This is a genomic window from Lactococcus sp. UBA7128 (genome assembly GCF_002492185.1).
Taxonomy (GTDB): domain Bacteria; phylum Bacillota; class Bacilli; order Lactobacillales; family Streptococcaceae; genus Lactococcus; species Lactococcus muris.
Window position 1 is genome coordinate 4,219 of record NZ_DKXK01000039.1, and the last position, 13,417, is coordinate 17,635.

General features: G+C 37.1%; 12 protein-coding genes. All 12 read left to right on the plus strand.

What is annotated here, in order from left to right:
- Window positions 1-108 precede the first annotated feature (108 nt).
- Window positions 109-471, plus strand: coding sequence for a hypothetical protein (locus B4H39_RS04780; RefSeq protein ID WP_251421820.1), 363 nt, complete (start codon window positions 109-111; stop codon window positions 469-471).
- The gene (locus B4H39_RS04785) at window positions 458-1,069 is read left to right on the plus strand and encodes a hypothetical protein (RefSeq protein ID WP_251421823.1); all 612 of its coding nucleotides are present in this window, start codon (window positions 458-460) and stop codon (window positions 1,067-1,069) included. The genes B4H39_RS04780 and B4H39_RS04785 overlap by 14 nt, the downstream gene beginning before the upstream one ends.
- A gap of 61 nt (window positions 1,070-1,130) precedes the next feature.
- Window positions 1,131-3,062 carry a virulence factor gene (locus B4H39_RS04790; RefSeq protein WP_251421826.1) on the plus strand — a complete coding sequence of 644 codons (1,932 nt, stop codon included), beginning with the start codon at window positions 1,131-1,133 and terminating at the stop codon, window positions 3,060-3,062.
- Entirely contained in the window at window positions 3,053-4,285 is a 1,233-nt protein-coding gene (locus tag B4H39_RS04795) for a phage tail tip lysozyme (RefSeq protein ID WP_286927526.1), read from the plus strand. Before B4H39_RS04790 ends, B4H39_RS04795 begins: the two co-directional genes overlap by 10 nt.
- Window positions 4,286-4,308: 23 nt before the next feature.
- Window positions 4,309-5,163, plus strand: a complete 855-nt coding sequence (locus B4H39_RS04800; RefSeq protein ID WP_271328177.1) for a hypothetical protein — start codon at window positions 4,309-4,311, stop codon at window positions 5,161-5,163.
- Window positions 5,153-5,758, plus strand: coding sequence for a hypothetical protein (locus B4H39_RS04805; RefSeq protein ID WP_251421835.1), 606 nt, complete (start codon window positions 5,153-5,155; stop codon window positions 5,756-5,758). Before B4H39_RS04800 ends, B4H39_RS04805 begins: the two co-directional genes overlap by 11 nt.
- A gap of 808 nt (window positions 5,759-6,566) precedes the next feature.
- Complete coding sequence (locus B4H39_RS04810; RefSeq protein WP_251421838.1) at window positions 6,567-6,881, plus strand: hypothetical protein; 315 nt, start codon at window positions 6,567-6,569, stop codon at window positions 6,879-6,881.
- A complete protein-coding gene (locus B4H39_RS04815; protein ID WP_251421841.1) occupies window positions 6,881-7,171 on the plus strand; it encodes a hypothetical protein in 291 nt (96 codons plus the stop codon). Before B4H39_RS04810 ends, B4H39_RS04815 begins: the two co-directional genes overlap by 1 nt.
- Window positions 7,172-7,506: 335 nt before the next feature.
- Window positions 7,507-7,725, plus strand: coding sequence for a helix-turn-helix domain-containing protein (locus tag B4H39_RS04820; RefSeq protein WP_251421844.1), 219 nt, complete (start codon window positions 7,507-7,509; stop codon window positions 7,723-7,725).
- Window positions 7,726-10,950, plus strand: a complete 3,225-nt coding sequence (gene hsdR / locus B4H39_RS04825; protein WP_251421847.1) for a type I restriction-modification system endonuclease — start codon at window positions 7,726-7,728, stop codon at window positions 10,948-10,950.
- Window positions 10,951-10,999: 49 nt separating this feature from the next.
- Window positions 11,000-12,439, plus strand: a complete 1,440-nt coding sequence (locus B4H39_RS04830; RefSeq protein ID WP_251421850.1) for an N-6 DNA methylase — start codon at window positions 11,000-11,002, stop codon at window positions 12,437-12,439.
- Window positions 12,439-13,417 (plus strand): restriction endonuclease subunit S (locus tag B4H39_RS04835; RefSeq protein ID WP_286927527.1); only part of this gene is annotated, 979 nt, incomplete at its 3' end. The genes B4H39_RS04830 and B4H39_RS04835, both read left to right, overlap by 1 nt.

The window sequence follows — 13,417 nt, forward strand, 5'->3', positions numbered from 1 at the left end:
GATGAAGTCAAATTTGACTTCATCTTTTTTTTTTTTGCACTTTTTTGGAAGTGAAGTGGGGGCGTAAAGCAAGAATTTTGAATCCAAGTTAAAATCAAGAAAAACAAAATGAAAGTAGGTAATTTAATGTATCAAGGGAGCGATAATTATGGTGTCCCACGGGACATTTTTGCAAAGTTTAAGATGGGAATCTTTTATGGTTTAGATTTTGGCTTTATGGCTATAGGTGGAGGCTTTGCCTGGTGGCTGAATCGTTTTTTTCCTGTGAGTCAATGGCTGAACATGCTTATTTTTGATGTGCTCACCGCAATCATTGTTATTTTTCTTATCATGCATACCAATGGTGGGAAGCGTAATTATATGGTCTTATTGCTCTTTTTGCGTACTAAGACAAGTCGAATCAAAAGGCAGTTCAAGCCACTGAAGAAGAAAGCACAAGGAAAGGAAATAGAGATCGATGCCAATTTCTAAATTATCACAAAAAGAAGATAAGGCTGTTCAAAAAGAAAAAAGGGGAAATCTGGCAAGTTTTTTAGAACACACGTTTTATAAGCGATTGAATAAGACCAAGGAGGCTGAATTGGTTTTAGTGGATGACAGTGTGCTTCAGATGTTTCGGATTGAAGGGACAGGTGCATCCAGTGTCAGCTATGAAGAACAACGGATGATTTTATCTTATTTTTATACTTTTTTATCTAAAACAAATGAACACTTCACCATTGAAACGACAAAACTTCCTGTTTCTACGGCTTCTCAAGTGGCGCATTTACGTCGAAAACTTCGAAATCTTACTTCTTTAAAACCTACAAGTGAACGTGGACACTTACAATTGGAAATAAAAAAGAATATGATTCGAGCAAAAATTGAAAAACAAAAGGAGTTGGAAGAGCGTTTAAGTAATATTGAATATTTGTTATTTCTTTATGCAGAGACTCCTCGGGAATTACATAAAAAAAGCAAGCAACTTGTCAGTTTAGCACGTTCCTATCGCTTTCATCTTTCTATGCTCAACCCTAAAGAAAAAGAGCTGGTACTGTTTCAGCTCAATAACTTGAATACAAAACTATAAAAGTTGTGTAAATTTTTGTGTATGGATAGACACAAGAATTTATGCAAGGAAAGGAAATAGAATGGTACATTTGAAAAAATACGAGAAAAAAGGCTATGACATTGATTTTTTAATGCGTGTTCAGCCACAAGGAGGTTCTAAATACTTCTCACACTACGTTCAGTATGGTGATGGGTGTGTGACTTACCTGCGCATTTATGATTATCCCAGAGAAGGTTTGGGGAGGATGTGGTTGAAAGAACTTCTCCAACAAGATCACGTGGTTTCTTTTTTAGCTATAGAGTCTTTGGATAGTAAAAAAGTTGAAGAAAAAGCTGAGAAATCAATCAATGAAAAAGAGAGTCGAATTGACATCAATGCCAAGACAACAGACAATAACCGTGAAGCTCAAGAAGTTGGGGATTTGTTAGAGTTGATTGATGATATGACACGTAAGCACGAGAAAATGAAAGGTATTTCTATTCGATTAGCTGTCTATGATTTAACAGAAGAAAAATTGATGACACGTGTCAAAAAAATTAGAGATGAAGCGAGTCAATTCAAAAGTACAGTCATGTTGGATGAACTGTACTTTGAACAAGAAGCACTCTTTACAAGTCCTGACTCGCATTATGAGTTATTAAATACGCCGAGTCACCGTCCTATTAAAAGTCGAGATTTAGCAGGCGGATATTTTTTAGATCATACAAAATTAGAGGATAAGACGGGGAGCTATTTCGGTAAAACGAAAACAGATGGCGTTATTCAATTGGACTGGCTCTTGAAAAATGAGTTTCGTACACGTCCTTTTATGTTGATTTCTGGAACGCCTAATATGGGGCAAGGCACATTTTCAATTGCTTTGATTGATGACAATTTTGCTCAAAATCATTATATTCGAAATATCAACTTGGATCAGTCTCCTTTTCTTAATAATTACACAGAAAACAATCTAGGTCTCTTAATAGATATGGCAGGAAGTCGAAATAAAATCAATATTTTCCAAGTCTTTCAAGGCGCAACCAATGAAAAAGGGGAAACAGATGAAATCAAATCCTTTGGTCTTCACATTGCAAAATTGAAAAACATGTTTGAGGTACTCAAACCCGATGCAACTGCGGATGATTGTGATATTTTTGAGGATTTAGCGACGGCCTTTTATTGTCAATATCCTTCAGAAAATAATCCTTTGTGGTATCGGAACCCCACTCTACACTTGAATGAGTTAAAAGCAACAAAAGTACCTGCAAGTGAATATCCGACACTTAAAGATTTTGTAGGATACGTTGAAGGGCAACTTGTTTTAGCTAAAACAGCTGAAATGGAGCGTTCTTATCGGCGCATCTTATCTACTTTTGTGAAGCTATTGAATACGAAACCTGATGTTTTTGAAGGAACGACAAACTTTACGGACTTATCAGAAGAACATTTGGTCACCTTTGATTTATCAGGTTTAACTGGAACACCTGATTATCTCAATGTCCAACTTTTTTCAGTCATGGCACTGATTTCTTATGATGTTATTCGAAATGGAAAAATACAGAGAGAGCGTTTAAGAAACAATCCTCGTCTATCAGAGTCTGAAGTGGAACATTACATTGTTAATATCACAGATATTGGTAAGATGCTCAATCCACGTACGCCCTCCTCAAGTGAACTGACACTTCAGATGATTGATGCCTTGTCTCAAAACTATGCAGGGATTATTGTCCAAGCAGGAAGTTTTCAAACAATTTTGAATTCTGGGGGATCTGGTTTTAAGGCGGAACGCTATCAGTCATCTATGAAAGCTATTTTTGGAATGATGAATTATCGTGTTTTCGCTCAAACATCGAGTGCAGACAAACAATTATTGGCAGATATTTTGCAAGAAGAAATCAGTCCCTATGAATTAGATGCTATTACAACTTTGGAACAAGGTCAACTTTATTTGAATATTGCAGGCAGACAAAGCATTATTTTTTCACAAGATTATGAAACATCAGATTTAGCAGAATATGGAGGATGGCACTGATGAAAAAATGGTTCGCTGGTTTTGCGATTCTTTTCCTATTGATTGGAGGTTCTTTTGGTGGACTTCTGATGATGACAGTCTCTTTAGGAGCAGGGGAGGCTGTAGCTTCGGCACAGAGTTGTAGGGATGTCCAAAATGAAAGTGCCAATCCTTCAAATGATAAAGATAGGACGAATCATCATGGTAAAGCTCTTTTTGATCATTTGACGAAAAGCAATGGCTTTTCGGGGGCAGGTGGTGCAGGAGCAGTTGCGGTTGCCGAGAGAGAGTCTGGATTGGATCCACAAGCGATTAATCCAAGCGGAGGAGTTGCAGGCTGGTTTCAGTGGTCGGGCTGGGGAAATACTATCAATGGGAATAGAATCACCTCAGAAGGCTCCATTAAATCGGGGGATTTATCTACTTTAACACCAGCTAATCAGTTTAAGCTGTTGGATTATGAGTTAAACGGCTCTAAAAATTCAACAAGAATTATTGTAGGAAAGGCGACTGATCCGCAACAAGCTGCTCTTGACTGGTCAGTGCTCTATGAGGGTATATCACTCTCTGATGGACAGACTAAAGAAGCTGAAATTAAAGCCAATGCACTCAAGTGGTACACGACCTTTGATGGAAAAAACATTCCATCAAGTATCAAAGAGGCGGTCAATGATGGTGCAAAGAATAATACGTACAATACCTATCAAGAAGCGAATAGTGGATGTGATGCAGGAGCTGGAACAGGAGAACAAGTAAAGGGTACCATTCCTATGGGAACGTACTACAAGCAACTGAGCCCTGAAGTAAAAAGAGCTATTGGTAAGCGAGCCAATTTCACTTCTTATCCAGATGATGAAGTCAATGCACCCTATGGGCACCAGTGTGTATGGTATGTCATATTTCGTACTAAAGAAATAGGCTGGGGAGTGACAGGAATGGGAAATGGCGGTGTTTGGGGACACAGTACACCTGGTTTGACAGTTGAAGTAGGAAAACCCAAACCGCATAGCGCTGTCAATTTTGTGGCGGGGAAAGACCCCTACCGTGGAAATTCAGATCCAGGTCACGTCGCTTTTGTCGAATATGTGAATCCAGATGGCTCTTTGATTATCTCAGAGTGTAATGTTGTGGCGGGTCAAACTGGTTTTGATCGTGCAACAGCAACTCAAACAGAAGAAACTTATGGCACAATTTCTGCAAAAGAAGCCAAAACATTGACTTACGTTTATCCAAGAGGAAAGTAGAGGGTTTAAATATGAGGAAGTTTTTGAAAGAAGGGAAAAAAGAAATTCAAGACTGCTTATTACTTGAAAAGCTTAAATTTAAGCAAATGGTGAAAAACAGACAATTCTGGCAAATTCAGCTCCTAAATGTTTTAAAAATCATGATGACTTTGAGCTTTTGGGGAAGTATCCTTTTTGCCTTTAGAAGTTTTGTGGGTTTATTCTTCATTCAGAAAGCTTGGCCAGGATTACAGACTGTGGAAGGACGGGAACAAGCTTTATCAAGCATTTTCGTTATTTTTTTCTTCATTGTTGTTTTTCGGTTCAGTTACGCTTTATTCAAAGGTCTGGATATTATGGAAAATACTTGGCGTTTTATGAAGCATAATTTTATCATTTGGAGTCTCAGTTTTAGTTTGATGGGCTTAAAAACTGAAAGCGTAGAGGGTATTGTTGGAGATGTTTCACAATCTTTTCAAATAAATCTCGTCGCTCTCTTACTTGGTTTTTCTTTCTTTGCGGTTCGTCAAATTATACAGTCTATGATTTTCAGAAAGCTTGATCAGCTCAATATCTTTGAGAAGTGGATTCCTATGATTCGTTGGTATGGAGTTGAGACAAGAAACAGACAAACTGCTTGTAATACTTTGAATGAAGGAAAGACGTTTCAGACAGGTTTTGAAAGTTCCACTCTCAAAATCATTCGCTTTAAATTCAAGTATTCGAGAATTGAAATGGTGCGAATACTTTATCCAGAAGCACAAGCTGTCTATTGGGTGGAAGCGGATATTCCTTCAGAAGAACCTAAAGCATTGGATTTCTCGGATTATCCTTTTAGTCAAGACGGTGAAAAAACGATTGAAAATGAAGGTAGAAAGGGTCAGGCAAATGGAGATTAAACAAAAAAGTATTATTTTAGGGCTAGGTTTTGCTTGTGGAATTATCGTCATGCTTCTCATAGCTTTTGTTCTTATGGGTGGGAACAAAGATAATCCTCGTGGAGCAGTCACACAACAGATTATAGAAGATAATAAAAAAGAGATTTCTAGCTTGAAAGAGGAGCTTGCGAATGCAGAGAAGACTTTGAAGCAATCCCAAGATGGTAAAACTCAGCAGCAACTCATAGACTTACAAACAACTGCTTACTCTCTTTTTAAGATCTATTATAATTATAATCAAAGTCAAACCACCAATGAAGAGAGACAAAAAGAGGTCGCAACTTTGGTGGCTTCAGAAGTTGCACAAAAACTTTTTCCATTATCTGCGGATAAGTCAAGTTCAGATTATGGAATGATTCAAAGTCACTTAAACAGCCTACAAGTTTATGCTCAACCGCAGACGGGAACGTCGATTACAGCATTTGTTGATTGTGACTATACCGCAAGTGCTGGAGATTTAAAATCGAATGTGCCCCATTATATTTTTCAAGTGACCTATGATACAAAGGGAAAGAAAATTACAGGTATGACAGAACTTGGAAAGGTAGGAAAATAATGGCATAATAATGGAAAAAAGTACAAATATTTCTTTGTTTATAACACACGCTTTGCCAGTGTGTTTTTTGTTATAATAAAAAGCGAAGGGATCTACATGGATAAGATAAAATCATGCGTGAATGATTTTGGAATGTGATTTTAATTTACAGTTTTGAGTAAGGAGGATAATTTGAGAAAAAAGTATTTAAACAAGAAGTAAGGGATTTTCTTAACAATGGGGTTGTTTCAGAACAGTTACAAATGGTCATAAACAACTCAATCATGAGAATAGACGATAAAAGGTTTAGTGTGGATGAAGCGAAGGAGTATATTTGGGAATGGGGACTAAAACTTCAAGAACAAGGTTATAAATTTTCGAAATATGAAGCAGAATTTATGAATCAGAACATTCAACCAAAGCACAAATTGGCTATAACAAATAGTCTTACATGGAGCATGATGAGTATATTCAGGTGAAAATTATAATAAAGTGTATTTTTTATTTTATAAAATAGCTAGAAATTCTATTTATACTGTTTGATAATATATAAAATATGTTATAACAATACGTTATAACGAATGTTTATTCTAAATCTCAACATTTGTTGGGATTTTTTGAGTTACTTCAAGCACACAAATTGATTTTCTTCATCAAATTTGGATTGTAGATTTTTAATGTATTTTGTGGACATGGCAATGTTGTTATCAAGTTAATATAGTTTTTTATTAAATTGGTATAATGGTTAAAAATGTTGATATTGCCTGTTGTGTTTGTTATAATTAAGTTAGTGGTATACCTATTATATAAGCCGAAAAGGAGGAGTATCATGAAGCTTATTCAAAAAAAGTATAAATTTATTGTTTTATCTATCTTTCTATTATTTACTACTTTGAGCAGTCTATCAGTACCTACAACAAAAGTTTTCGCAGACGAAGTTGCGGATACTTCTAGTATCGTTGAAAAAAATGAGACGAAAGTAAGCTTTAGATACGGAGGATTGGCATGGGCTCTACAAAGTTTAGGTGGCAGTTTTGCTAAATCACCTACTTTTGAACAAATAAATGGAAAATATAGACCGCCTAAACATACAAATTGTGGTCCTTATGGTACAGGAGGCACGCCTAATTCGTGTAACATGTAATGAAAAATAAAGCGATAAAAAAAAGTAATAGTAAAGAAGTCGAGTTTTGGATTGTTAGTCATGAACATGAACGCCCTTATTGGATAAATCGTTTATTCTATCTCGGTCTTATGCAATGGATAAATGAAAAAAAACTGAGCTATGGTCAAGTTCTTCTTAGAGGGGGGGGAGTTCCCTTAGAGGTAGGAGATGTCCTTGTTTATGATGGAAAAACTCGTTTAGAACTACTTAACTTAGAATATATGACTTACAAGAAATTTAAAAAAAAATATAAAGTACTATCAGAGTGAGTTTATTGGAAAGTTTGAAAGTGGTTAAAGAGAATATAACAATAAAAAAGAGCACAGCACCAAAAGGGCTCTTTTTATTGTTATATTGATTGAGTTAGTAAACTTGGAGTAAACTCAATAATTTTTGAAGGAGTAGTAAGAAAGAAATAATGAGTATTGAAGGCAGATGAGTTAGTTTTGAAGATTCTTTAGGAGGTCTTTTTTATTTGTGAAAAAACTATAATATATTAAGCACTCTTGATGTTTAAGAGATTATCTTGATAAAACATGATACAATAAATATGAACTTTATCTTCTGGATAAACGAACTATCAGAAGTTATGAGAGGTGATTAGATGCCCATTACTTACAATAAACTGAGGAAATTGCCAATTGATTTGAACATGACAAAAACAGAGTTGAAGGATGCTGCAAGGGTTAGTAGCAACATCATCGTCAAGATGGGGAAGAATGAACCCATTTCAATTGATTCATTGGTGAAGATTTGTGTAATCTTGAATGTTGATACAGGTGATGCGAGTTCGATTGATTACAAGGGAAGGAGAGTGAGTTAAATGAGTAACTTTGATATGCTATCAGCACAGTGGCCTTTATTCGCAAAACTAGGCAAGCAAGCCGAACAGAACGTATACCGCGACCCAAATGTTTCGCTCATTAAAATCCGTCTTTTTGCTGAGCAACTGACGGAGGCTCTATTCTCGCTTGAACGATTGACACCATGTAATTTAGATAATCAATTTGACAAGTTACGTGAGCTTGAACGTAAAGGTGTCTTAGATACTGAGATTGCGACGGTTTTGCATACTATCAGAAAAATTGGTAATAAGGCTGCTCATAATAATTATGGAAATACTACTGAAGCTATGACCATGCTTCGTTACGCTCATTACTTGTCAAATTGGTTTATGGAAGTGTATGGCCCACTTGACTTTGCTGCCACGACTTTCGAAGATCCTAAAGATATTGATAAGGCCACAGCAGATGAGCTGACAAAATTAAGAGTTCAGGTTGAACTGGCTGAATCTGAGAAAAAGACTTTTCAGGAACAATTGGAAAAGATGGCTTCACAACCATCTTCACATTCAGAACAAGAAATCAAAACAGATCGACGTGCAAGGTCTAAGAAGTTTCTTCATAATGCAACACTTGATGAGAAACAAACACGTATCATGTTTATTGATGAGCAACTACGAAATGCTGGATGGGAAGCTGATACTGAAAACTTGGATTGGCGGAAAGGTGCACGTCCAGAGAAGAATAAAAATAAAGCTATCGCTGAGTTTCCTACGGCGGAAGGTCGTGCAGACTATGCAATGTTTGTTGGCTTGCAGCTCGTTGGTATCATTGAAGCTAAAAAATATGGAAAAACTGTTGCTGGTGATTTGGTTCAAGCGAAAGAGTATTCTAAAGAAACACAAAAATCCACTGAATACACTTTTGAGGAAACCGCCAATGGTTATAAGGCACCATTCCTGTATTCTTCAAATGGAAGGCCTTACTTGAAACAATTAGCTGAGCAATCCGGTATTTGGTTCTGGGATGCTCGAACTCCTGAGAAAACATCGTTTGCTTTAGAGAGCTGGCATAGTCCTGATGATTTGTTGCAAAAGTTGGTTGTCAATGAAGCGAGAGCAGAAAAGGAATTAAAAGAAGAACCATATCCAGAATTTGCGAATCGTGCCTATCAGATAGAGGCTGTAAAAGCTGTTGAAAGAGGTTTAGAAGAGAACAAGCGCCGTATGTTATTGGCTATGGCAACCGGAACTGGGAAAACAAGGCTTGCATTATCTTTGATGTATAGACTACTTAAAACGAAACGTGTCAGACGTATCTTGTTTTTAGTTGATAGAAGAAGCTTAGGCATTCAGGTATCAGATGCATTGAAGGATACTAAGATTGATAATCTCTCTTTTTCTGATATTTATGATGTGAAGGAAGCTGGAGACATCCTTCCAGAGCAGGCTACTAAGATTCAAATTGCAACGGTACAGGGGATGGTAAGACGTTTATTTTTCAAAGATGATGTTACTGAGATTCCATCTGTCGGAACTTATGATTTCATCATTGTTGATGAGGCACACCGGGGCTATACTGAAGACCGTGAAATGACTGATGATGAGTTGTTTTATCAAAATGAAAAAGATTATGTGAGTCAGTATCGTCGGGTAATTGATTATTTTGATGCAACTGTTGTTGGATTGACAGCGACACCTGCGCTTCACACAATTGAAATATTTGGTGCACCAATTTACACTTACTCATATACAGATGCTGTTGTTGACGGTTATCTTGTTGACCATGAACCGCCAATTAAATTCGAAACTCATCTGTCAAAATATGGGATTAAGTTTGAAGCAGATACGGATGTTGACATTTGGAATGATGAGACTAAAAGCATTGATAAAGCTCACTTGGACGACGAGTTAGATTTTGATATTGAACAATTCAATAAGAAGGTCATCACAGAAAATTTCAATAAAGCAGTGTTAGAAGGATTGACAGGCTACATTGACCCTAATGAACCAGGGAAAACCTTAATATTTGCGGCTAACGATCAACATGCAGATTTGATTGTACGGCTCTTGAAAGAAGCATATGCAGAAGAGGGTACAGTAGTTGACGATGACGCAATTGAGAAGATTACTGGCTATATTCGCCACCCTGATAAAAAAATCAAGTGTTTCAAGAACGAAAAATATCCAAATATCGTTGTTACGGTTGACTTACTTACAACGGGTATCGATGTGCCGGAAATTGAAAATCTTGTCTTTATGCGCCGAGTGCGTTCGCGTATCTTATATGACCAAATGTTAGGACGTGCAACACGTCTTTGCCGTAAAATTGAAAAAGAAGCATTTAGGATTTTTGATGCCGTACATCTTTATGATTATTTGCAAAACATTACAGACATGAAACCTGTCGTTTCAAATCCGAAACAGTCAATTCAAGAAGTCCTTGAAAAAACTTTGCAAGCCGAAGATGATGAAGAGTTTGGTTTTTTCAAGGCCGAGCTGATTGCTAAGCTACAGCGGAAAAAGCAGAGAATTAGCAAAAAGGATGAAGATGAGATTGCTACGCTGAATAAAACTACTGACTTGGACATGTGGATTCAAAGTATTAAAACGATGAACAAAAGTGAATTAGAATCGCAAACAGAAAATATCCATCGAGTTGCTTCATGGTACACCTTCAAAGATCCGATGGTAATATCCGCCCACGAAGATACTTTGATTGATATATCAAGGGGATACGGTGAGGGGAACGTCAAGCCAGCAGATTACTTGAACGAATTTAACAAATTTATTCGAGATAATATTAATCATATCCCAGCCCTTCAAGTTGTCGTAAAGCGTCCAAAAGATCTAACCTATCAAGATTTGAGGGAAGTACAATTACGGCTGAAGGAAAAGAAATTTGATGAAACGTCACTTCGAGAAGCTTGGAGACAAGAGAAGAAAGAGTATATTGCAGCAGATATTATTAGCTTTATCCGGCAGGCAGCACTTGGAACAACTCTCGTGGATCATGAAACCCGCATCAAACGTGCTATGCAAAAAGTCTATGGGATGGAATCTTGGAATCTTAAACAATTGAAATGGCTCCAAAGAATTGAAAAACAACTGCTGGAAACTCCAGTGCTCGCTCCAACGGCTAAACAATATTTTGATGAAACAGAAGTTTGGAAGCGGCAAGGGGGGTATAAGTTTGTTTTGAAACAAATTGGTGCTAATGTAGACAATATTGTTCAAGTGCTTAACGAGGAACTCTACGCAGCATAAGTAAGCGAGCCATGTTTCGCTCGTTTACATAAAGAGGAGAAATAATAAAGTGACAAATAACGAAATTGTACAAAAACTGTGGAAGATGGCAGATGTTCTTCGTGATGATGGAATTAGCTATCAAAATTATGTGACTGAATTGACTTATATCCTGTTCTTAAAAATGATGAAAGAACAGGAAACGGAGTCATCAATCCCAGAAGGATATCGTTGGGATGATTTGGTTACAAAAGAAGGGATAGAGTTAAAAACCTTCTACAAAAAACTTCTATTGGATTTAGGTAATCCAGAAATAGCAACCGATAAACGGTTGAACATGATTTATGCGGATGCGTCAACAAGCATCGACGAGCCAAAAAACCTTGAAAAAATCATTAAAGACATCGATGCATTGGATTGGTACTCGGCTAAGCATGAAGGTCTTGGTGATTTATACGAAGGCTTGCTTGAAAAGAATGCGAATGAAACTAAGTCAGGTGCGGGTCAATACTTTACACCTCGTGTCTTGATTGATGTGATGGTTGAATTGATGGATCCAGAAAAAGGCGAGAGATTAAACGACCCTGCGGCTGGTACCTTTGGCTTTATGATTGCTGCTAATCATTATCTCAGAGAGAAATACGATGACTTTTTCGACCTATCACCTGAAGAAGTGCAGTTCCAAAAGGATGAGGCGTTAAGTGGTATGGAACTTGTCCCAAACACCCACAAACTGGCTTTGATGAATGCTTTGTTGCATGACATCAACCCGAGACTTGAACAAGGAGACTCTCTTTCATCTAATGGTAAATGGATGAAGGGATTTGACTTAGTATTGACGAATCCTCCATTTGGTATTAAGAATGGTGGAGAACGTGCGACGCGGGATGACCTGACGTATGAAACTAGCAATAAACAATTGAATTTCTTACAAACTATCTATAATTCCTTAAAAACAGATGGACATGCTCGCGCTGCAGTTGTTGTTCCAGATAATGTTCTTTTTGATAGCGGAGTTGGTGAGTCAATTCGTCGAGATTTGATGAACAAAACCAATCTTCACACAATATTGAGACTTCCAACTGGTATTTTTTACGCGCAAGGTGTTCAGACAAATGTGCTGTTCTTTACCCGTGGAACAACTGAAAAAGACAATACTAAAGACGTATGGATATATGACATGCGTAACAATATGCGCTCTTTCGGTAAGCGTAACTCTTTAAATCGGAGAGACTTTGAAGAGTTTATCGAAGTTTACAAACGGGATGACATTGGCAATCGAGAAGAAACCTGGAGCTCTGATAATCCAAATGGTCGCTGGAGAAAATATTCAATTGATCAAATTCAATCACGCGACAATTTGAGTCTTGATATCTCTTGGATGGAAGCGGAGAGTGATACTCCGGATTACACGATTGCTGAAATGTTGGATCTGATGCAAGAAAAATCTGATAATATCGCAAACGCGGTAGCACGGCTGCAAGAGCTTTTGGGTGAGGTGGAAGAATGATAGATACTAAAGCCTTGCGAGAAAAAATATTAGATTTAGCGATGCGCGGAAAACTCGTTCCGCAAGATCCTAACGATGAGCCAGCAAGCGAACTTCTGAAGCGTATAAAAGCTGAGAAAGAAGAACTCATCAAACAAAAGAAAATCAAGCGAGACAAGAATGAAACTGAGATTTTCAAAGGTGATGATGGTTTACATTATGAGAAGTTCGCGGATGGAACGATTGTTCAACTGGAATATGAATTAGATATCCCTGACTCATGGGAACTGACTAAATTAAGAAATATAGGTTCTATTATTTCGGGAGGAACTCCAAAATCTAGCGAACCAAGTTTCTACAATGGTGATATTACATGGATTACACCTGCAGATATGGGGAAACAACAAGATAGTATCTATTTTGATGATTCAAGTAAACATATCACAGAAAAAGGATTAACCAGTTCTTCGGCTCAAATAATTCCGACAAATTCAATTGTCTTCTCAAGTCGTGCTCCGATTGGACACATTAATATTGTAAAAAAGGAATACACTACTAACCAAGGTTGCAAGTCGATATTTCCTGTATTAGTCGACATTGAGTTTATCTACTGGCTAATAAAAAATAGGACTTCTGATATTCAAAAAAGAGCTAGTGGAACAACTTTTAAAGAGATATCTGGTTCTGGATTTGGAGATACTGTGATTTGCATTCCACCGTTATCAGAACAAAAACGAATTTCACAGAAAATTGATGAGCTTTTTGAAAAAGTTAACTCGATTGAAGCTGATCAAGGTGCCTTGCAACAACTAGCTGACCAACTCAAACAAAAAGTTCTTGATATCGCCATGCAAGGGAAATTAGTTCCTCAGGATCCGAATGATGAACCAGCATCAGTTTTGCTCGAAAAAATTAGAGCTGAAAAACAAAAATTATTCGAAGAAGGAAAGCTCAAGGAGAAAGACTTAGTTGAATCTGAAATCGTAAAAGGTGTTGATA